General features: G+C 44.7%; 19 protein-coding genes. 16 read left to right on the top strand and 3 right to left on the bottom strand.

Annotated elements, in window-relative coordinates; all coding sequences use genetic code 11:
- Positions 1-113 precede the first annotated feature (113 nt).
- Positions 114-1,427: a branched-chain amino acid transport system II carrier protein gene (brnQ, locus tag AB4161_RS11990; RefSeq protein ID WP_017059325.1), complete on the top strand. Its 1,314-nt coding sequence runs from the start codon at positions 114-116 to the stop codon at positions 1,425-1,427.
- Between the two features lie 146 nt (positions 1,428-1,573).
- Here brnQ and fldB read toward each other — a convergent pair whose 3' ends face one another.
- Positions 1,574-2,095 carry a flavodoxin FldB gene (gene fldB, locus AB4161_RS11985; protein ID WP_017062875.1) on the bottom strand — a complete coding sequence of 174 codons (522 nt, stop codon included), beginning with the start codon at positions 2,093-2,095 and terminating at the stop codon, positions 1,574-1,576.
- 150 nt (positions 2,096-2,245) lie between these two features.
- Between fldB and xerD the strand changes: the two genes are divergently transcribed.
- From xerD to AB4161_RS11945, 8 genes are all read left to right on the top strand, one after another.
- Positions 2,246-3,160: a site-specific tyrosine recombinase XerD gene (xerD, locus tag AB4161_RS11980; protein ID WP_017059327.1), complete on the top strand. Its 915-nt coding sequence runs from the start codon at positions 2,246-2,248 to the stop codon at positions 3,158-3,160.
- Positions 3,161-3,186: 26 nt separating this feature from the next.
- Complete coding sequence (locus AB4161_RS11975) at positions 3,187-3,966, top strand: thioredoxin fold domain-containing protein (RefSeq protein ID WP_017062874.1); 780 nt, start codon at positions 3,187-3,189, stop codon at positions 3,964-3,966.
- 80 nt (positions 3,967-4,046) lie between these two features.
- The gene (recJ, locus tag AB4161_RS11970) at positions 4,047-5,783 is read left to right on the top strand and encodes a single-stranded-DNA-specific exonuclease RecJ (RefSeq protein WP_372083380.1); all 1,737 of its coding nucleotides are present in this window, start codon (positions 4,047-4,049) and stop codon (positions 5,781-5,783) included.
- Between the two features lie 235 nt (positions 5,784-6,018).
- Positions 6,019-7,117 (top strand): peptide chain release factor 2 gene (gene prfB / locus AB4161_RS11965; RefSeq protein ID WP_100208942.1). Its coding sequence is split into 2 segments (ribosomal slippage): positions 6,019-6,093 and positions 6,095-7,117, totalling 1,098 coding nucleotides; the frame shifts between segments, so codons are not numbered across the junction.
- Positions 7,118-7,215: 98 nt separating this feature from the next.
- A complete protein-coding gene (lysS, locus tag AB4161_RS11960) occupies positions 7,216-8,748 on the top strand; it encodes a lysine--tRNA ligase (protein WP_017059330.1) in 1,533 nt (510 codons plus the stop codon).
- A gap of 271 nt (positions 8,749-9,019) precedes the next feature.
- On the top strand, positions 9,020-10,354 hold the full coding sequence (gene vpsR, locus AB4161_RS11955; RefSeq protein ID WP_017062873.1) for a cyclic-di-GMP-binding transcriptional regulator VpsR: 1,335 nt from the start codon (positions 9,020-9,022) through the stop codon (positions 10,352-10,354).
- A gap of 567 nt (positions 10,355-10,921) precedes the next feature.
- A complete protein-coding gene (locus tag AB4161_RS11950) occupies positions 10,922-11,173 on the top strand; it encodes a hypothetical protein (protein ID WP_017059332.1) in 252 nt (83 codons plus the stop codon).
- Positions 11,174-11,377: 204 nt separating this feature from the next.
- Complete coding sequence (locus AB4161_RS11945) at positions 11,378-11,689, top strand: DUF6482 family protein (protein ID WP_004735016.1); 312 nt, start codon at positions 11,378-11,380, stop codon at positions 11,687-11,689.
- 88 nt (positions 11,690-11,777) lie between these two features.
- Here AB4161_RS11945 and mutH read toward each other — a convergent pair whose 3' ends face one another.
- Entirely contained in the window at positions 11,778-12,443 is a 666-nt protein-coding gene (gene mutH / locus AB4161_RS11940) for a DNA mismatch repair endonuclease MutH (RefSeq protein WP_048606845.1), read from the bottom strand.
- Positions 12,444-13,059: 616 nt separating this feature from the next.
- Between mutH and rppH the strand changes: the two genes are divergently transcribed.
- From rppH to AB4161_RS11915, 5 genes are read left to right on the top strand one after another with little or no spacing between them, the layout of a single operon-like run.
- Positions 13,060-13,578, top strand: a complete 519-nt coding sequence (rppH, locus tag AB4161_RS11935) for an RNA pyrophosphohydrolase (protein ID WP_017059335.1) — start codon at positions 13,060-13,062, stop codon at positions 13,576-13,578.
- Positions 13,579-13,580: 2 nt separating this feature from the next.
- Complete coding sequence (gene ptsP, locus AB4161_RS11930; RefSeq protein WP_229647454.1) at positions 13,581-15,830, top strand: phosphoenolpyruvate--protein phosphotransferase; 2,250 nt, start codon at positions 13,581-13,583, stop codon at positions 15,828-15,830.
- A gap of 8 nt (positions 15,831-15,838) precedes the next feature.
- Positions 15,839-16,630: a sulfite exporter TauE/SafE family protein gene (locus tag AB4161_RS11925; protein ID WP_017059337.1), complete on the top strand. Its 792-nt coding sequence runs from the start codon at positions 15,839-15,841 to the stop codon at positions 16,628-16,630.
- 57 nt (positions 16,631-16,687) lie between these two features.
- Positions 16,688-17,509: a prolipoprotein diacylglyceryl transferase gene (gene lgt / locus AB4161_RS11920; RefSeq protein WP_017059338.1), complete on the top strand. Its 822-nt coding sequence runs from the start codon at positions 16,688-16,690 to the stop codon at positions 17,507-17,509.
- Positions 17,510-17,518: 9 nt separating this feature from the next.
- Positions 17,519-18,370 (top strand): thymidylate synthase, encoded by an 852-nt coding sequence (locus AB4161_RS11915; RefSeq protein ID WP_372083379.1) that lies wholly within the window; start codon positions 17,519-17,521, stop codon positions 18,368-18,370.
- Positions 18,371-18,629: 259 nt separating this feature from the next.
- Here AB4161_RS11915 and AB4161_RS11910 read toward each other — a convergent pair whose 3' ends face one another.
- Positions 18,630-19,775 (bottom strand): Na/Pi symporter, encoded by a 1,146-nt coding sequence (locus tag AB4161_RS11910; protein ID WP_017059340.1) that lies wholly within the window; start codon positions 19,773-19,775, stop codon positions 18,630-18,632.
- A gap of 389 nt (positions 19,776-20,164) precedes the next feature.
- Between AB4161_RS11910 and nhaR the strand changes: the two genes are divergently transcribed.
- Both nhaR and AB4161_RS11900 read left to right on the top strand, forming a co-directional pair.
- Positions 20,165-21,055 carry a transcriptional activator NhaR gene (gene nhaR / locus AB4161_RS11905; protein ID WP_017059341.1) on the top strand — a complete coding sequence of 297 codons (891 nt, stop codon included), beginning with the start codon at positions 20,165-20,167 and terminating at the stop codon, positions 21,053-21,055.
- Positions 21,056-21,155: 100 nt separating this feature from the next.
- Positions 21,156-21,449: a metalloregulator ArsR/SmtB family transcription factor gene (locus tag AB4161_RS11900; protein WP_004735028.1), complete on the top strand. Its 294-nt coding sequence runs from the start codon at positions 21,156-21,158 to the stop codon at positions 21,447-21,449.
- Positions 21,450-21,556: the final 107 nt, after the last annotated feature.

Here is a 21,556-nt window from a genome sequence, read left to right as displayed (position 1 = left end):
TAGCCAGTTGTTTCGTCATTATGCGCGACTATTTTATAGATTGATTGGCAGCTTTGAGCTGTAACATTCATGTAAGCACAACATAAATTCATAAATATAATTAAGGATTATCTGTGAAACAGAGTCTAAAACTAACAGATATAATGGCATTGGGCTTTATGCTTTTTGCGTTTTTCTTGGGTGCGGGTAACATCATCTTCCCACCTCTAGCTGGCCAATTAGCCGGTGATCACTTCCTTCCAGCGATGTCTGGTTTTCTGCTGACTGCCGTTGGTCTGCCGTTAATCACTATCGTCGCGGTCGCAGTGGCTGGTGGCTCTTGGGGTCACTTAACTAAAGATCTTCCTAAGAAAGCAGCAACCATCATGGCTGTACTGATCTTTATCATTATCGGTCCTGCATTTGCTGCACCGCGTACTGGCCTTGTTGCCTATGAGATGGCGGTGAAACCGTTCTTCATCGATGCCTCTCAAGCTCACCTAACTCTCTTTTCGATTGCATTTTTTGCAGTAGCGATGTTCTTCTCATGGTCGCAAGGTAAGCTTATTGACGTCATTGGTAAGGTGCTAACACCTGCACTGTTCGTTGGTTTGGTTGTGCTGGCGATTGCTGTATTCGTTAACCCTCAAGGCGATATTCTTGCGGCTCACGGTGAGTACATCACTCAACCACTAACCAAAGGTTTCCTTGAAGGCTACAACACCATGGATACTTTTGCTTCTTTGATGTTTGGTATGCTGATTGTTGATGCGATTCGTAGCAAGGGCATTACTGACCGTGCAGCGACGACTAAGTACCTAATTAGCGCGGGTTGTATTGCCGCAGCGGGTCTGGCGTTTGTTTACATCTCTCTATTTTTCCTAGGCGCAACAAGTGCAACAGTCGCAGCTGGTGCAGACAATGGCGGTGCTATTTTAAGCCTATACGTTCAATCGTTGTTTGGTCCTTCTGGTCAGCTAGTGCTTTCTGTGATCGTACTATTAGCATGTCTAACTACGGCGATTGGCCTTGTGTCAGCATGTTCTGATTACTTCAGCTCGCTAACGCCTCTGTCTTACAAGACTTGGGTAATCATCAATGGTGTAGCTTGTGCAACCGTTGCGAACGTTGGTCTTTCTCAACTGATTTCTCTGTCTGTTCCAGTACTGTTTGCACTGTACCCAGTCGCTATCGCGTTGGTTGCTCTGACATTCTTACGTAGCCGTTTCCCTAATCCAAAAGCGGCTTACCGCGTAGTGGTATTAGTGTCACTGCTGTTTGCTCTTATTGATGGCGCTAAAGTAGCGGGTGTAGACGTGTCTGCACTTAAGATGCTGCCACTGTTTGAGATCGGTATGGGTTGGTTGCTTCCAACAACGGCTGCAATCATCTGTATGTTCTTTGTTGGCAAGTCAACAGAACAAGAGATGGCTGAAGAGACTGTTTAATCTTCCGTTGAGATTAGATTGTCCTTCGAGATGAAATAGAAAAGGCCTCATTACTTCGCAGTAATGAGGCCTTTTTGTATTCTGTGGTCTTTTTATATCCAGCTAGTTACTTGGTTAGCTACTTAGCCGGGAGTACTTCTGTTTGGTTATAGCTTTTCGCTGTACTCAACCAGTACTTGCTCAACCCAGCTTGCGATACGGTCGTCGCTTAGCTCGTATTGTGAATCTTCATCAAGCGCCAAACCAACGAATTGAGATTTGTCTTCGGTCAACGCTTTAGACGCTTCGAACTCGTAGCTGTCATCGTTTGGCCAGAAGCCAACAAACTCTGCACCCGCGGTTTTCAGTTCATCATGCAATAGACCCATCGCATCTAGGAACCATTCGCCGTAGCCTTCTTGGTCACCCAAACCAAACAGAGCCACAACCTTGCCTTTCATAGGCGTGGTTGCGATGTCTTCCCACAGTTCATTCCAATCTTCTTGGATTTCACCGAAGTCCCAAGTCGAGATGCCCAGCAATAAAAGGTCGTAGTCCGCCATCAATGAAAGAGGGCTTTCTTTCACGTTATGGATATCAACTAGGTCTTCACCAATAATGCCGCGAATTTTCTCTGCTGCCATTTCTGTGTAGCAGGTGGTTGAGCCGTAAAATAATCCAATTTTCATAGCAAACGTTCGATTTTAATTTCAGATGGCGAATTCTAACCATAAATCGACTTCGATTGCAGCGATTATCCGCTCAAGTCGTAATTTTTATGGCATTCATATTTGCTCTGGCATACTCTCAAAACAGTTTCCAATATTGTGAGTAACACTATGCAGTCGCCTCAAGGGCAGAGCGCAGACCACGGTCTCGTTGAGCAGTTTTTAGATGCTATGTGGATGGAGCGAGGATTATCGGAGAATACGCTTGTCTCGTACCGTACCGATTTGTCCAAGTTATTAGCGTGGATGGAAAAGAACAATTACCGCCTCGACTTCATTAGCCTTTCAGGTTTACAGGATTATCAAGGCTGGTTAGCCGACGCCGATTTTAAGCAGACCTCTCGTGCCCGTATGTTGTCGGCGATTCGTCGCTTGTTCCAATATTTGCACCGCGAGAAAATCAGAGGCGATGATCCAAGTGCCTTGTTGATCAGCCCGAAGCTGCCGCAACGCTTGCCGAAAGATTTGAGTGAAGAGCAGGTTGATGCTTTGCTCGATGCGCCAGATCCGAACGATCCGATTGAGCTTCGCGATAAGGCGATGCTTGAGTTACTCTATGCAACCGGTTTGCGTGTGACAGAACTGGTTAGCTTGACGATGGAAAACATCAGCCTAAGACAGGGCGTGGTGCGTGTTATTGGTAAGGGTGGCAAAGAGCGCTTAGTACCAATGGGCGAAAATGCGGTGGATTGGATAGAGACTTTTATTGAACAAGGTCGTCCACATCTACTTGGCGAAAACAGTTCTGATGTGGTTTTTCCGAGTAAACGCGCCAAGCAAATGACCCGTCAGACGTTCTGGTATCGTATTAAGCACTACTCGGTCGTCGCTGGGATCGATACAGAGCTGTTGTCACCACACGTATTGAGACACGCTTTTGCGACGCATTTACTGAACTATGGCGCAGATCTCAGGGTCGTACAGATGTTACTTGGGCATAGTGACTTATCGACAACCCAAATTTATACTCACGTGGCGACTGAAAGGCTGAAGCAAATTCACGCGCAGCATCACCCACGTGCTTAAATCCATTTATTTTTAAGGTGAACTTAATGAGCGTATTACGCCGTCTTCCTCTACTAGCGCTTCCTCTTATGATTACTGCATGTAATGCATCAGAAGCGAAAGTAGAAACAACATCAACAGCCGTAGAAGCTGCTCCAGCTCAAGCTATTGATACAGCTGCGTTAACTAAGCGTTTTGAAAAAATCGGTATTAAGGTCGATAAGATTGTTCCTTCGGATATCGATGGTTTGTTAGAAGTTCAAACCAACAGCGGCATTATATTTTCTTCTCCAGAGGGCGATCACTTTCTAGCCGGTACACTTTACTCTTTAGATGAAAACGGTAAGTTCAGTGATGTTTTGGCTGAGCGTCAAGCTCCGCTGAATGCTGAAAAAGTCGCGGCGATGTCGGATACGGTTATTGAATACAAAGCCGATAACGAAAAGTATGTTGTGACGGTATTTACTGACATTACGTGTGGCTACTGTGTTCGTCTGCACAGCCAAATGCAGGGCTACAACGATCTGGGTATTACCGTTCGTTACATGGCTTACCCACGCCAAGGTGCGACAGGGCAAGTTGCCGATCAAATGGCAGCAATCTGGGCTTCAGATGATCCAAAAACAGCGATGCATGACGCTAAAGTAAATCGTCAAATGCCAGCGTCTGGTAAAGATCTAGCAGAGCAAAAGCAGATCATTGCTAAACAGTACCAATTAGGTCGTGAGCTTGGCATCAATGGCACACCGGCTATCGTGCTAGCAAGTGGTGAGTTGGTGAGTGGTTACTTACCGCCAGCACAACTTCTTCAACGTTTAGAGCAATAATCTCGTTTTCTGTATTGCCAATTTATCCCCCATGTTTTTGATTTAAGGAGTGGCCTGATTGATATCGGGCCCATTTTTATATGATAGAGATCCAACGCCGTCCTGAGGTCGACATTTCAGTCTTACCTGCTCACTTACCTGACTTGTTAAAGCGCATTTATGTGAGTCGTGGAATCGACAGTGCCGACCAACTAGAGACAGCAGCGAAAGGCTTGCACTCTTATCAAAAACTGGGCGGCATTGATGCTGCGGTTGAGCTGTTGTTCAAAGCTATTCAGCAGCAAAAACGCATCATCATTGTTGGTGACTTTGATGCCGATGGCGCGACCAGCTCGGCGCTGTCTGTTTTAGCGTTACGTATGCTCGGCAGCTCTAACGTCGACTATCTGGTACCAAACCGTTTTGAAGATGGTTATGGCTTGAGCCCTGAGGTTGTTGAACAGGCAATCGAGCTTGGTGCTGAAGTGATCATGACGGTCGACAACGGTGTATCTTCAATTGAAGGTGTTCGCTTTGCTAAAGAGAAAGGGCTAGAGGTTCTGGTTACCGATCATCACTTGCCGGGCAATGAACTGCCAATGGTCGATGCTATGGTTAACCCAAACCTTGAAAGTTGTGCTTTTCCTTCGAAAGCCCTAGCGGGGGTTGGTGTCGCTTTTTACCTGATGATGGCATTGTGTGTTCACATGCGTAAATTGGGTTGGTTTGCAGAGCGCGGCATGACAGAACCTAAGTTGATGGAACTGATTGACCTTGTGGCGCTGGGTACGGTTGCCGACGTGGTTCCACTCGATGAAAACAACCGAATTTTAGTTCATCAAGGTTTGCAACGTATTCGTGCGGGTAAAGCTCGTCCGGGCATTCAAGCCTTGATCGAAATTGCTAAGCGAGACGCTAAGCGTTTGGTGGCGTCTGACTTTGGCTTTGCTCTTGGTCCTCGTATCAATGCAGCTGGTCGATTAGACGACATGTCTTTTGGTGTTGAGCTGCTAATGAGTAACAACGTCCATGCGGCTCGTCGAATGGCGAGTGAGTTAGATGGCTTGAACCAAACACGTAAAGAGATCGAAGAGGGTATGAAGCAAGAAGCGATGGCTTTTTGTGAGCGCCTTGAATTTGGTAAAGACGACCTACCTTCTGGCTTGGCACTATTCCAACGTGATTGGCACCAAGGTGTGATTGGTATTTTGGCTTCGCGTATCAAAGACAAATACCACCGCCCAGTGATTGCGTTTGCAGATGGCGGCGAAGGCAGTATCAAAGGTTCATGTCGTTCAATTCCGGGTCTGCACATGCGTGATGCATTGGACCGAATTGATACTCAAAACCCTGGCTTGATTCTTAAATTTGGTGGCCACGCAATGGCGGCTGGTTTAACCATCATGGAAAAGGACTTTGAACGCTTCAGCAAGCTGTTCAATGATGTGGTGAAGAATGAACTTGGAGAAACAGCACTGAAGGGCATTATCTTGTCTGATGGTGAGCTGTTACCAGAAGAGTTCTCGATGCACACCGCTGAAACGCTGCGTTCAGGTGGCCCGTGGGGACAAGCTTTCCCTGAGCCAATCTTCGATGGTGAGTTTAAAGTGCTGCACCAAAAGCTGGTGGGTGAAAAGCACCTTAAGCTGATGCTTGAGCCGCTCTACAAAGGCCACCCAACCAATGTGATGATTGACGGTATTGCCTTTAACGTCGACCTACGTCGCTGGCCTGATGCATCAGTAAAAACCGTTCATCTTGCATTTAAGCTCGATATCAACGAATTTCGCGGCAACCAATCGTTGCAGCTGATGATTGATCATATCGAAGCCAAATAGTGATTTTGGGCTCAATAATGCTCATCATATAGTGCCAAATTCAACAAGCTCTGTTCAAAAACAGGGCTTGTTTTCCTTCCTGCCCTTACAAAATTTACGTGTTTTTTATGCCTGTCAATTTTATATCCCATTAAGTTGTTGAATCTTGGTTCAGCACTCTAAAAAATTCTGTATCTCCGTCACACTTTTGAGTACAATTCTTCGGTTAAATTCTACTCATAAATGATGAGCTAAAATGTTTGAAATCAATCCTATAAAAAACCGTCTGCAGGATGTGTCTGAGCGCACAAATATCCTGAGGGGGTATCTTTGACTATGACGCTAAGAAAGAGCGTCTAGAAGAAGTAAACGCAGAATTAGAACAACCGGATGTATGGAACGAACCTGAGCGTGCTCAAGCGCTAGGTAAAGAACGTTCTGCATTGGAAGCGGTAGTAGAAACGATCGACCAACTTGACCAAGGTGTTGAGGATGTTGATGGCCTATTAGAGCTTGCGGTTGAAGAAGAAGATCAAGAAACGTTCGATGAAATTGAACCAGAACTGGCCGAGCTTGAAGCTAAGCTAGAGAAGCTGGAATTCCGTCGTATGTTCTCTGGTGATCACGATGCATCAGATTGCTACATCGATTTACAGTCAGGTTCGGGCGGTACAGAAGCTCAAGACTGGACTTCAATGATGTTGCGCATGTACTTACGTTGGGCAGATTCGAAAGGCTTCAAGACTGAAGTTATCGAAGTGTCGGATGGCGATGTTGCTGGCCTTAAAGGCGCAACGGTACGTATTTCTGGTGAGTATGCTTACGGTTGGTTACGCACAGAGACTGGTGTTCACCGTCTAGTTCGTAAGTCACCATTTGATTCAAGTGGTCGTCGTCATACTTCATTTGCATCTGCGTTTATCTATCCTGAGATTGATGACAACATTACGATCGACATTAATCCTTCTGACCTACGTATTGACGTATACCGTGCCTCTGGCGCTGGTGGTCAGCACGTAAACACCACGGAATCAGCGGTACGTATTACTCACGTTCCGACTAACACTGTGGTTCAGTGTCAGAATGACCGTTCGCAGCATAAGAACAAAGATCAAGCGATGAAGCAGCTACGTGCTAAGCTTTTTGAACTTGAGATTCAAAAACAAAATGCTGAAAAACAAGCGAGCGAAGAGACGAAATCAGACATCGGTTGGGGCAGTCAAATCCGCTCTTACGTGCTGGATGATTCTCGTATCAAAGATTTACGCACCGGCATCGAAAACCGTAATACTCAAGCGGTTCTTGACGGTGACTTAGACAAGTTTATTGAAGCTAGCCTGAAATCAGGTCTGTAAGCTTTATCAACTATTAAGCTTTACCAATAATATTGGTAAAAATGCCTATATTTGCAAAAATATAGCGGTCCAAATTTTAAAAGCAGGGTACATCTCTAATGACTGATGCTGTTCAAAACGAAAACGCACAAGAAGCTTCTTCACCTGAAGAGAACAAACTAATCGCTGAGCGCCGCAGCAAGCTGGATCACATCCGCCAAAACTGCAAAGCTAACGGTCACCCAAATGACTTCCGTCGTGAGCACCTAGCTGGCGATCTTCAAGCGGAATTCGGTGAGAAGACTAAGGAAGAGCTAGAAGAGCTTAACCACATCGTTGCGATCGCTGGTCGTGTAATGGCGAAGCGTGGTCCATTCCTTGCGATTCAAGAAACTTCTGGTCGTATCCAAGCATACGCAGCGAAAGACGTACAAAAAGTACTGAAAGAGAAGTACCAAGGCCTAGATATCGGTGACATCATCGGTGTTAAAGGTGCGCTTCACAAATCAGGTAAAGGCGACCTTTACGTGAACATGGAAGAGTTTGAACTGCTGACTAAAGCACTTCGTCCTCTACCAGAGAAGTTCCACGGTCTAACTGACCAAGAGATGCGTTACCGTCAGCGTTACGTTGACCTAATCGTGAACGAAGACTCTCGCAATGCATTCATCGTGCGTTCTAAGCTTGTATCTTCAATCCGTAACTTCATGAGCGCTAAAGGCTACCTAGAAGTTGAAACGCCAATGATGCACGTGATCCCGGGTGGTGCAACTGCACGTCCATTCATCACTCACCACAATGCACTAGACATCGATATGTACCTACGTGTTGCACCAGAGCTTTACCTTAAGCGTCTAGTGGTTGGTGGTTTTGACCGTGTATTCGAGATCAACCGTAATTTCCGTAACGAAGGTCTATCTCCACGTCACAACCCAGAATTCACAATGATGGAATTCTACCAAGCGTACTCTGACTACAAAGACCTTATGGATCTGACTGAAGAGATGCTAAGCACGGCAGCAATGGACGTTCTTGGTTCTACTTCTATGCCTTACGGTGACGAAACGGTTGAGTTCGGTGGCACTTACGCTCGAATGAGCATGTTCGATGCAATCAAGCACTACAACCCTGAGCACGCTGAGATTCAAGCGCTAACAGAAGCAGACCTACAAGACCGTGAGAAGATGGTTGCTATCGCAAAATCTGTACACGTAGACGTAGAAACGTTCTGGACATGTGGTCAGCTTCTAGAAGAGATCTTTGGTGAAACGGCTGAGCCTCAGCTAATTCAACCAACGTTCATCACTGGCTACCCTGCGGACATCTCTCCTCTAGCTCGTCGTAGCGATGACAACCCGTTCTTCACAGACCGTTTTGAGTTCTTCATCGGTGGCCGTGAAGTTGCGAATGGTTTCTCTGAGCTTAACGATGCACAAGACCAAGACGAGCGTTTTAAAGCGCAAGTTAACGCGAAAGACGCGGGTGATGACGAAGCGATGTACTACGATGCAGACTACATTACTGCACTAGAGCACGGCCTACCGCCAACAGCGGGTCAAGGTATCGGTATCGACCGTCTAGCAATGCTATTTACAAACACGCACACAATCCGTGACGTGATCTTGTTCCCGGCAATGCGTCCACAGGCGTAATTCTCGCTTATAGGGCGTAACAGCCTATGTAATTAAAAAGCCACTGAAGAGTGGCTTTTTCTGTTTTGGGGCTTCAAAACCTAGTCTGTACCGCACTCTTGATTCGAAAAATCGTTATTTCTGACATAGTCTTACTATTGAGACATAAAATCTAAGATAGTCTCACTACTATACGTCTCTGCGCTGAATACGCTCTCGCGGCATTTTGTCGAACGATGAAGCAGTGACTCGTATTAGTCTGATTTAAATAAAAATAGAATAAGGAAGAAGGATGGGAACTCAATTTAAGATGGATTCCTTACCAGGTTCTCTTATCGTCGTTGGTGGTGCGTACGAACCCTGGTTATCAGTGTTAGAACAAGTGGGTTGGCAGTGTACCCAGTGTGCAGATTTACGAAAAGCCGATGCCTTGATTGCTGATATTGGCCCATGTATTGGTATTGTCGATCTTAGTCATGATGAGTTCAGTCTCAACGGTATTGCTAACCTTGTGAGCAATAACAAGCAGGTGAGATGGCTCGCCTTTATCCGTGAATCTCAATTAAGCTCTGATACGATCTGCCAGTTTATCGTCAACTTCTGTATCGACTTTTTCACGGCACCAATCCCAGATGCTCAATTGCTGAGTACCATTGGTCACCAACTGGGTATGCTTAAGCTTGAGCAGAAGGTATGGCCAAACTACGGCATCAATAACAACATGGGACTGCTAGGCGATTCTGTGGCCGTGAAGCGCTTGAGAGACCAAGTAAAGCGTATTGGGCCGACTGATGTCAGTATCTTGATTTATGGCGAGAGTGGGGCTGGTAAAGAGACGATTGCACGCTCGATTCATCAAAATTCGTCGCGAGCACAGAAACCATTTTTAACGGTTAACTGTCGTGCCTTGTCTGAAATGAGAATAGAGGCCGAGGTGTTTGGCATATCAGCACAGTCAGCGACTGCGCCTTGTATGTTGGAAGAAGCCGATGGCGGAACCATCTTGCTTAATGATGTTTTAGCGATGCCACGCAATCAACAACTGAACCTGTTGCGCTTTCTACAAGAAGGTAAGATTGAAACTGCGAATGGACCTAAATCTGTCGATGTGCGTATTCTGGCCGCGAACTCCTCTGATATCGAGAAGGCGTTGATCGAGGGCGACTTCAATGAAGAGCTTTATCACTATATCAATGTTCTGCGTATTCATGTTCCAAGCTTAAAAGAGCGTGTGAGCGATATTTCAGTACTGGCGAATCATTTTCTGCGTGAGTACTCGAAAGAGTTTAATGCTCAAGCGAAGAGCTTCTCAGACGATGCTATCCGTTCGATGAATCGATACCATTGGCCTGGAAATGTGCGTGAGCTGATGAATCAGATTAAGCGTGTTGTGTTGATGTCTGATGCTGTGATCATTGAGGATCACCAACTGGATTTACCAAAACAGAATGATGAACGCCGAAGCTTGAAGAGTATTCGAGAGCGCTCAGAGCGCGATGCGTTACTGATTGTATTGGAATCTTACGGTGGTCAGGTTTCATTGGCGGCTAAGGAGCTCGGTGTATCACGAGCGACGATGTACCGCTTGCTGAATAAACACAGCCTAATCTCTGAAGGTGTTGTTTAGACTCTTCTCTACATGACTTTATTCAGTCACCGTAAATTAAAGGCCACGTATCTACGTGGCTTTTTTGTTTCTGAAGGGTAGTCCGTTGTTTTCTAGCTAGACCCTAAGAGAGATATGCTGTGATTTTATATAATCATAGTGAATATGTTATATGTAAATGAATATGCAACTAATATTTAAGGCGAATGCATTGTTTTAAAAATGTTAATCAATTAGCGGTTGAATAATATACTCACTTGGTTAGACTTTAACCGTTAAAGCAACGATTTAACAAAGACTTGTCTGCTTTTACTTCCCCATTTTTTTTGGATTTTTTAGTTAGCTTGGAGGCGCAAATGAAACATTTCGATTTTATACAGCATATTTGCGCGTCGTTTGATCCGTGTACTGACATGGTGACTGATATGTCACTCACATCAGCCATAGCCGATCGAAACACCCAAGATAAACCTAACTAATAGATCCGTATCCTTATTTGGCTGCGGAAAAATAGCAGCTAAGTGAGAAGCCCTCATACTATCTAACACGCTATTTTTCCTCAGTTGACTCAACAACTGGAGAGTTATTATGCGTCACTCAGTATATTTAAAATTAGCAACAGTCCTTATCCGTGCCGATCTTCGTCGTGAAGAGCGCGAATGGCAACGAAAAGTTCGTCGTAGTTCATATGAGCTGCCATGGAACAATACTCACTTATTAAGAGATATTGGTCTTGAAGCTGACGGTCGACCGATTGGTTTTTCTGAACCAGAAGTCGTCACGATTGAACGTCGAGTACGTCACCTTCGTCGTGTCTTAAGTGCGCGAATACCGACGTAATCTGCGGGGTTGATAGCACCTTTCAACCCCTAAGATAATTAACAGTGATAGTTATGGCGTCGAAAGTGCAAACTTTTGAACTAGAACTGGCCAAAAAAGAGAAGCGCTTGCTTCTCTTTTTTGCTTTTTTAATCGAGAAAAATCAACGTGCCCTAGTAAAGAAATAGAGTTCTACTAAGCTATAGAGAGCAAGGGAGGCCGGTTATGCAAAAGCATCAGTTAGACATGTGGTTACATGGAGAGCACAAAGACTCTTATCAAACACCCAAAGTGTACGTTATTGGCTGTTCTGATATTTCAGAATATCTATTGGCGGTGGAGTACAAACATAAGCTAGAACCGGTAAAGCAAGACGGCGAGCCGCTTCACTTTGGATCCTTGGATCAAGTGAAAGAGGAGTTACTCCGGCTCGGCTTTGAAAAGGCGTATCTTCGCTTACACAACGCCTATGATGAGTTTGGTAATGAGCCAAGCCAAAGCTACTGTGATATTGAACTGGCGCTCAAACCTCATTAAGAGGCGTTGGTAGCGAGATATTGATTCTAATTCCAGACTGTTTTTTAACGCACTGATAGTTTTGGCTATCGAGGCTCGATTAAACGATCTATGCGTAATGTGTTGTCAGTAATTTATGGGTGAATTGAGTTCGCAGATAGAAACCACGTGGTTTAGTTTTGATAGGTTTTCCGCTTGCACCGTAAGCTTCCGTTAACACACGACTGTTAGCAGCCTTCGGACGTAAATGCAGTGCTTCACCGTGTCTTGCTGTTATCTGTTCAACATTGCCTAAAACGATCAACTCCATCAGTTCTTCCCAATCTCGCTTCAAGAGTTCGTCTTCAGCTTGGCTAGGTGTCCATAATAATGGGGATCCTACATGCCTCTCTGCTAGCGGGATCTCTCTTTCTCCCTCGACAGGGATCCACAACACCTTAGACAGCTTGTTTCGAACGTGGCTGGTTTCCCAAGTTATGCCTTGCACACCCATCAAAGGAGCAACACACACAAAGGTGGTTTCGAGTGGCTTGCCAGAGTAGCCAATCGGAATGCTTTTTAGCTCGATACCGAGCTTGGCAAAATCTTGTTCTGGCTTACTGCCTGCAGGTGCACCCAAGTGCCATTCCAATAGCTGCCCAACCCAGCCTTTATCACGCTTAAGGTCGTTTGGCATCACCATCTCAGCTTCGTCAGCGAGCTCTTTAAAGGTCATTCCGGCGATGGCATACGCGCGCTCTAACAGCTCTTGTTGTGTTTGTGGTTCTGGTTTCATAATAAAAGGCATGATCAAAAAAATGATTTTATCAGAAGTTATCACCAAATGACGACTGGTTAAGAAATGATCTCCTTGCGAGAGAAGGGATCAAACTCAGGGTTATCCACAGGACATAAAGGTAATTAATTGAAATATTAATTTAGTGGATAAATAAACAGGGGTTTATGGTGGATAAAATGCTTGCCAAATGGGGTTCAAAATGAATCTTTCACTTAGTAGTGTGGATAAACATCGGAGTGGTTGATCTTTAACCATGTCAGGTTTCTGAAAGATCTTTTACATTTCTAATGTTTTTTAAAACTAGAATGCTATTTTAATTTACTGATTTATATAATAATAAAATTATTTTGACTGATTTGTTGTTTTTGGTGTTGATGAATCTATGGATTAAAAAAAACGATTGCGGGTAATTCTTCACATAGTTATTCACAGAAAAGGTGAATAAATGTGGTCTATGTCTCACTATTGTGTGGGTAACTAGAATTTGAGCAAAACTTATCCATATTCCTAGTTATTATTCATAAATATAGCGCTTATCACGTCACTAAGTTTGCTCCGATTGGGGATATGTGGAAAAATCAGAGTAATTAAAAATTTAGATAGAGGTTGGCCAGTGATAGATGGCGATGGTTACCGATTAAATGTTGGTATTGTAATCTGTAACAACCATGGTCAGGTCTTCTGGGCTAAACGATACGGGCAACATTCATGGCAATTCCCTCAAGGGGGAATAGATGAAGGTGAGACTCCGGAACAGGCAATGTACCGCGAGTTGTATGAAGAGGTTGGCCTTACTAAAAAGGATGTAAAGATCGTCGCGACAAGTCGTCATTGGTTACGCTACAAGCTACCCAAACGACTGGTTCGGTGGGATTCTAAACCTGTCTGTATTGGACAAAAACAGAAGTGGTTCCTTTTGCGCTTAGATTGCGATGAATCGCATATCAATATGCAGCGTGGAAGTACACCTGAGTTTGATGGTTGGCGTTGGGTGAGTTACTGGTACCCAGTTCGACAAGTTGTTTCTTTCAAGCGAGATGTTTACCGTCGAGCGATGAAAGAGTTCGCATCTTTAGCAATGCCGTTTAAAGAGCGAAAAATAAAAGGAAAGCGCAAATTGCGTAGAGGTTAAGCATGCTCAGTCAACTAAGGGAAATAGTTGAACACGTATCAAGAGTTGAAGATGTGTCGACGGCTCTTGATATTTTGGTTAAAGAGACATGCAGTGCGATGCAGACGGAATGTTGCACCGTGTATTTGGCAAATAATGATATGCAGCGCCTTGAGTTGATGGCAACTCAAGGCCTGATCTTCAAAGGCAATAGCATTCACATTGGTTTTGACGAAGGTCTGGTTGGCCTTGTTAAAAGAAGTGCTGAACCTATCAACCTTGCACAAGCGTCTGCTCACCCTGCTTATAAGTTTTTTCCAGAGCTTGGAGAAAACGTCTATCACTCTTTTCTCGGTACTCCGATTATCCACCGCAAGCAAGTGCTCGGTGTATTGGTCATTCAACAGAAGACCCCACGTTTATTTAGTGAGATGGAAGAATCCTTCCTTGTCACGCTCTCTGCACAACTTGCCGTTATTGTGGCGCACGCCCAAACTCAAGGCCATTGGCTGTTAGAGCAACAGAAGCTACCGGCTACTAAAGGTATTGCAGCTTCATCGGGCGTGGCGATTGGTGACTTATGGTGGGACAACACTCAGCCTGAACTCACCGATGTTTATCCTGCTTCGACGCTCAATATAGAGAGAGAGCATGAGTTGTTGGCGGTAGCGGTTGAAAACGCCCTCAATGACTTTAAGCGCATGCGAAAGCGCTTAGATAGCGAAATCAATAAAGATGCGTTGGCGATCTTTGACCTGTTTACTCACTTACTCAACGATCCTATGCTGCGTAAGGATCTAAAAAGCCAAATCCAGAAAGGCGATAAAGCCGATTGGGCACTAAGACAGGTTGTAGAGAGTTATTCTAATCGCTTTGCTCGTATGTCGGACGTGTATCTTCGTGAGAGAGCACAAGACATCCGAGAGCTCGGACAAAGGCTGCTCTATTTCCTCCACAACTCTGAACATGAACTTCGCACGTTAGATAAGCCGATTATCCTAGTGGTTCGTGAGTTAACCGCTTCGGTATTAGCGTCTATTCCCAAAGAAAAGCTCTTAGCGGTGATTTCCTTGGAAGGGGCGGCGAACTCGCACGCAGCGATTTTATCTCGAGCGCTTGGCATACCTTCCGTCATGGGGGTAAACCTCAACCTAGCTCAAGCTAATGGCAAGCGAGCGATTGTTGATGGGTATAGCGGTGAGATCTTTATTGAGCCGACTAAAAGCCTGCTCAAAGAGTATCGAGGGCTGATTCTAGAAGAGAGTGAGCTCTCCTCTATGGTCAATCGCGAGCTGTACCTACCGGCAAAAACGCAAGACAACAAGCAAGTCGAGATTCTGCTTAATGCGGGTTTAAGTGCAGACACTAACATCGCTATCAACCAAGGCGTTGATGGCGTAGGGCTGTATCGAACTGAAATTTCTTTCTTGTTGCAGCAAAGATTCCCGTCAGAGGATGAACAATTCAAGCAGTATCGTTCTGTACTGGCAAGCTACCCAGAGAAACAAGTGGTGATGCGTACACTCGATATCGGTGGTGATAAGGCCTTACCGTATTTTCCTATCGAAGAGGACAATCCATTCCTTGGTTGGCGTGGTATTCGGTTTACGCTCGATCATCCTGACATCTTTATTATTCAGTTACGTGCCATGCTACGTGCGAGCTGTGAAAGCCATAACTTGAGTATTTTGCTGCCGATGATCTCTGGTGCACAGGAGTTGGATGACGCGCTACAGTTGATTGAACAGGCGTATGATGAAGTGCATGAGCTTGATAACCGAGTGCGTATGCCTCGCGTTGGTATCATGATTGAAGTGCCATCCATGCTGTACATACTGCCGCTGATTGCGCATAAGGTCGACTTTGTTTCAGTCGGTACCAACGACTTAACCCAATATTTATTAGCGGTTGATCGGAACAATTCACGAGTATCCGATGTCTATGAATCAATGCACCCTGCGGTGATCATGGTATTAAAACAAATTCATGATACTTGTAAGCAATATCAATTACCTGTTTGTATTTGTGGCGAGTTAGCCGGTGACCCGATGGGCGCGCTGCTATTGATTGGATTGGGGTATGAGACGTTAAGTATGAATACCTCGAATGTCGCAAGAACCAAATATTTGATTCGTCAATCGAACTTGGCTGAATTACAGGATTTGGCAAATAAGGCACTTTCAAAACCGTATGGTAGTGACATCTATAGTATGATGCTGAACTATTTCGAAGAGCGTGAATTTACAGGCTTCATTCGAGCAGGTAAAAAATAGGATTTAACGTGTCATATGAACTGATAGGCTTGTTAGCGGGCCTTGGTGCTATTGTTGGTGTTTTAGCAGGCTTGCTAGGCATTGGTGGTGGTTTGCTGGTTGTTCCTGCCTTACTGTTTTTGCTTCCTAAAGCGGGTATCCCCCAAGAGTTTGCGATGCAAATGGCATTGGCTACTTCGCTATCAACCATCATCGTTACGTCGGGATCGTCTGCGATTAACCATCTAAAGTTGGGTAACGTAGAGATGTTTGTCGTTAAATGGTTGATGCCAGGTGTGGTGATAGGTGGCTTCCTCGGCTCTTTCGTGGCCGATGTAATTCCAGCTCAATACTTACCAAAAGTCTTTGGTGTGATTGTTTTGGTGTTGGCGTTGCAAATGCTATTGTCGATTCGCTCCAAGAGCCAAAAATCGATGCCGGGTTCAGCTAAAACCGTGTTGTGTGGCGGCGGGATTGGTTTGGTATCAAGCTTAGCGGGCATTGGCGGTGGGTCTTTATCGGTACCTTTCCTTAACCATCACGGTGTGGAAATGCGTAAAGCCGTCGGCTCATCTTCGGTATGCGGTTGTGTTATCGCGATTTCGGGAATGCTAGGTTTCATTTGGCATGGATCTTCTGTCGATGATCTTCCTGCGTATAGCTTGGGTTATGTTTATCTACCGGCTTTGATCGCGATATCTTGTACCTCAGTTTTGACCACTCGAGTGGGTGCGAAACTGGCCACTCAATTGCCAACCCCTGTGCTGAAGAAATTCTTTGCGGTATTTTTAATGTTTATAGCAGCCACAATGCTGCTGTAGTGTCTTTTCTGTTAGTCATTGAGCTAACCGTTAATCAATTTAGATAGAGAGCCAAGTATGTCTCAGGGTTTTATCGAATTCCCAAATATCGATCCTGTTCTTATTGAACTAGGACCAATCTCAGTTCGTTGGTACGGCCTAATGTACCTTGTCGGTTTTATGTTTGCTCTTTGGTTAGCAAATCGCCGAGCTGATCAACCGGGTAGTGGTTGGACTCGAGAGCAAGTATCAGACTTACTGTTTGCTGGCTTTCTAGGTGTGGTGTTGGGTGGTCGTATTGGCTACGTACTTTTCTACAACTTTGACCTTTTCCTAGCAGACCCACTGTACCTATTTAAGGTATGGACTGGCGGTATGTCTTTCCACGGTGGCTTGCTGGGTGTTATCACCGCAATGTTCTGGTATGCGAAAAAGAATGGTCGCACCTTCTTTGGCGTGGCAGACATGATTGCACCACTCGTCCCATTTGGTTTAGGTATGGGCCGTCTAGGTAACTTCATGAACAGCGAGCTTTGGGGACGTGTGACTGATGTGCCATGGGCGATTGTGTTCCCTAACGGTGGTCCACTTCCTCGTCACCCATCTCAACTTTACGAGATGGCGCTTGAAGGTATCGTGCTGTTCTTCATCTTGAACTGGTTTATCAAAAAGCCGCGTCCTCTTGGTTCTGTATCAGGGTTATTCCTAGCTGGATATGGTACATTCCGCTTCTTAGTAGAATACGTACGTGAACCTGATGCTCACCTAGGTTTGTTCGGTGGGTTTATCTCTATGGGACAAATTTTGTCACTGCCAATGGTTATCATCGGTGTGCTGATGATGGTGTGGGCATACAAGCGTGGTCACTACAAAGACGAATTACCACAACAAACGAAGTAAGGAATTGGTGTGAAACAGTATTTAGATCTCTGTCAGCGTATCGTTGATGACGGTACTTGGATTGAAAATGAACGCACGGGCAAGCGTTGCCTAACCGTGATCAATGCTGACCTTGAATATGATGTTGGTAATAACCAATTCCCACTGGTAACAACGCGTAAGAGTTTTTGGAAAGCCGCAGTTGCTGAGCTGCTTGGCTATATCCGTGGTTACGACAATGCTGAAGATTTTCGTAAGCTAGGGACTAAAACTTGGGATGCGAATTCTAACCTGAATGAAGCATGGCTGAATAACCCTTACCGCAAGGGTGAAGATGACATGGGCCGTGTTTATGGCGTTCAAGGACGTGCATGGGCAAAACCTGACGGCGGTCATATCGACCAACTGAAGAAGATTGTTGATGATCTAACTAACGGTATTGATGACCGCGGCGAGATCTTAAACTTCTACAACCCTGGTGAGTTCCACATGGGATGTTTGCGTCCGTGTATGTACAGCCATCACTTCTCACTACTTGGTGATACTCTGTACCTAAACAGCACTCAGCGCTCTTGCGATGTACCCCTAGGCCTGAACTTCAACATGGTTCAAGTGTATGTCTTCCTAGTTATCATGGCGCAAATCACGGGTAAGAAAGCTGGCGTGGCTTACCATAAGCTAGTAAATGCTCATATTTACGAAGATCAACTTGCACCTATGCGTGATATCCAGTTAAAGCGTGAGCCGTTAGCTGGCCCAACATTCCATATCAATCCTCAGATTAAGTCTCTAGAAGATTTGGAAACATGGGTAACGATGGATGACTTCTGGGTTGAAGGTTACGAATGCCACGAAGCGATTAAGTACCCATTCTCGGTTTAATCTCACTCGCTTTGTTTGATTGAAAGGCTGCCTCTGTGCAGCCTTTTTTGTATCTAAGTTACAGTGACGAGTAATCGAGATTCGAAGAGCAGAGAAATCATATGCTGTGTGATGCTTTATGTTACTCGTATACTCTCAACGCGCATTGGCTCTTTCTCTTCGATACTCGCTTACACGAATCCCGTATCTGCTCTTAAAAAGAAAAAGCCCGCAACCTAGGAGGTAGCGGACTTTGCTATAAGCGATGTTTATTTTGCTATTAAGCGGTAAGAGCTAACACGCTACCAGGCAGTACAAGGAATACCGCAACAAGGTAACCAGCCACTACAGCTTTGTTCTTCACAGCCATGTCTGAAATCATGTCTGCCGCTTTAACTGGAAGTTCACGTAGGAACGGGATACCGAAGATGAATACCGTTGACATGATGTTGAACACCAAGTGTACTAGAGCAATTTGTAGTGCGAATACTGCGAACTCACCAGACACTGCTGTAGCTGCAAGTAGAGCCGTAATACATGTACCGATGTTTGCACCCAGAGTGAATGGGTAAACGTCACGTACTTTAAGAACACCTGAACCTACTAGTGGAACCATCAAGCTTGTTGTCGTAGAAGAAGACTGAACAAGGATAGTCACGATAGAGCCAGAAGCGATACCGTGGATTGGACCACGACCGATTGCGTTCTTTAGAATCTCACGAGCACGACCAACCATTAGGCTCTTCATCAGCTTACCCATTACAGTAATAGCTACGAAGATAGTTGCGATACCTAGAGCGATAAGCATGATGCCGCCAACAGTGTCGCCAAACGTTGATAGTGGTTCTTTAATCGCACTTACAACAGGCTTAGTGATTGGCTTGATGAAGTTAAGACCACCCATGCTCATATCACCTGTTGCTAGCATCGGTGATACTAACCAGTGAGAAATTTTCTCTAGAATTCCAAACGCCATCTCTAGTGGTAGGAAGATAGCAACGGCTAATAGGTTAAAGAAGTCGTGGATTGTCGCACTTGCGAATGCACGTTTGAACTCTTCTTTACAACGAACGTGACCAAGGCTAACTAGCGTATTGGTTACCGTAGTACCAATGTTAGCACCCATGATCATAGGAATTGCTAGCTCAACAGGTAAACCACCTGCCACAAGGCCAACGATAATTGAAGTAACTGTACTTGATGATTGAATAAGCGCTGTTGCTACTAAACCAATCATTAAGCCTGCAACTGGGTGTGAAGCAAATTCGAAAAGAACCTTTGCTTGCTCGCCTGTTGCCCATTTGAAGCCTGTACCAACCATTGAAACTGAAAGTAATAGTAGGTAAAGCATGAATGCCAAGTTAGCCCAGCGTAGCCAACGAGTAGTGCTCGAGATAGGCGCTGCTGCAGTAGTAGCTTGGTTCATAATGTTTTCTCCATTGGACCGTTTAAGTCTGTGTTTGGTCTGTTTGTTTAATCTGAGCGTGATGTTAGAGGGGAAATATTTCAGTAATATTACATTTTGGTTTAGGTGCGACTTTTTTGTGATGATTTACTCTTTAAATATTCCAATTGCTAATGTGGTTGTTTTAAGTTGTTGTTTTGAATTGTTTTTTAATGGAAATTCTATAGGTGATATAGATCTTAAAAGTTAGAAAAAAATTGAAAATAATCGATGAAATATTACATTATGAAATCAGACACTTCGAAAAAATAAGTGGTAAATCTATGTTTGGTTAGGTTTTTCCGAGTTTGTTGAGTGGCGGTGTCATATTTGATATAAAAGGGTATCTACTCTTTTATTACGGCACATCTATGTCGCATCTCAACTACAACCATCTGTATTACTTCTGGATGGTTTGCAAGCAAGGCTCTGTTACTAAAGCTGCAGAAGCCCTATTCCTAACACCACAAACGGTAACGGGGCAGATAAAAGCCTTAGAAGAACGCATGGATGGCAAGTTGACCAAGCGTAATGGCCGAAGTGTTGAGCCTACAGAGCTTGGGCAACTGGTCTTTAAATATGCCGATCGTATGTTTGGCCTGAGTTACGAGATGCTGGACATCGTGAATTACAGCCAGCACTCCAATATTCTGTTTGATGTTGGCGTCGCGGATGCGCTCTCTAAAAGACTCGTCAGTAAGATACTGATGTCGACCATCCCTCCAGATAACAGCATTCACTTGCGCTGTTTTGAATCGACCCATGAAATGCTACTTGAGCAACTCTCTCAACATAAGCTCGATATGATTTTGTCTGACTGTCCGGTGGACTCTAGTCAAAGCCCGGGCCTGTTCAGTAAAAAGCTGGGTGAGAGTGGAATGAGCTTTTTTAGTTCAGGTCAGGTTGAAGGGGTTAATTTCCCTGCTGTATTGGAGCAAAGAAAGCTTTTGATCCCTGGCAGCCGAACCTCAATGGGTCGTAAAGTGCTGCAATGGTTTGATAGACAAGGGCTTAAGCCAGATATTTTAGGTGAGTTTGATGATGCCGCATTGATGAAGGCTTTTGCTCGTTACCATCATGACGTAATATTTTTAGCACCGACGATTTATATGTCTGAAGTGGAAGACGACACATCACTGCAACTATTAGGCGGTATTGAAGAGTTAAAAGAGGAGTACTACGTCATATTTGCTGAGAGGATGATCCAACATCCAGCAGTAAAAAACGTATGTGACGCAGATTTTAGCAAATTGTTCGAGTGAGATAGTTTGTTAATGAATTGATATCGATTATCATAACTCCGCAATATGCCGGAAATACTGATAGCCCGTAGTTGGCGTAAAGGTTGTAGGGAGCCAAACTATGAACTTAAAAGAGATGGAGAAGAACTCAGCACAAGCTGTGATTCTACTCAAAGCCATGGCTAACGAGCGTCGCTTACAGATTTTGTGCCTATTACATGGCACTGAACTGTCGGTTGGGGAGTTGTGTGGCAAGTTGGAACTGAGTCAGTCTGCTTTATCTCAACATCTTGCTTGGTTGAGAAGAGATGGTTTGGTCGAAACTCGCAAAGAAGCTCAAACTGTGTATTACACATTGAGTAGTGAAGAAGTAAAAGCGATGATTAACCTACTGCATGGTATTTACTGCAAGTAGCTTATTGCTGGTGGGAGGGGGATTTCTTATCAGCGATAGAATGACACAAGGAAGTGTTAGCATTTCACATTGAACGTTAGTGTTTACCTATCTATCTATCTATCTAT

Source organism: Vibrio sp. 10N.286.51.E5, from assembly GCF_041469125.1.
In the GTDB taxonomy this organism is placed as follows: domain Bacteria; phylum Pseudomonadota; class Gammaproteobacteria; order Enterobacterales; family Vibrionaceae; genus Vibrio; species Vibrio crassostreae_C.
This window is presented reverse-complemented; position numbering and strand designations above follow the sequence as displayed.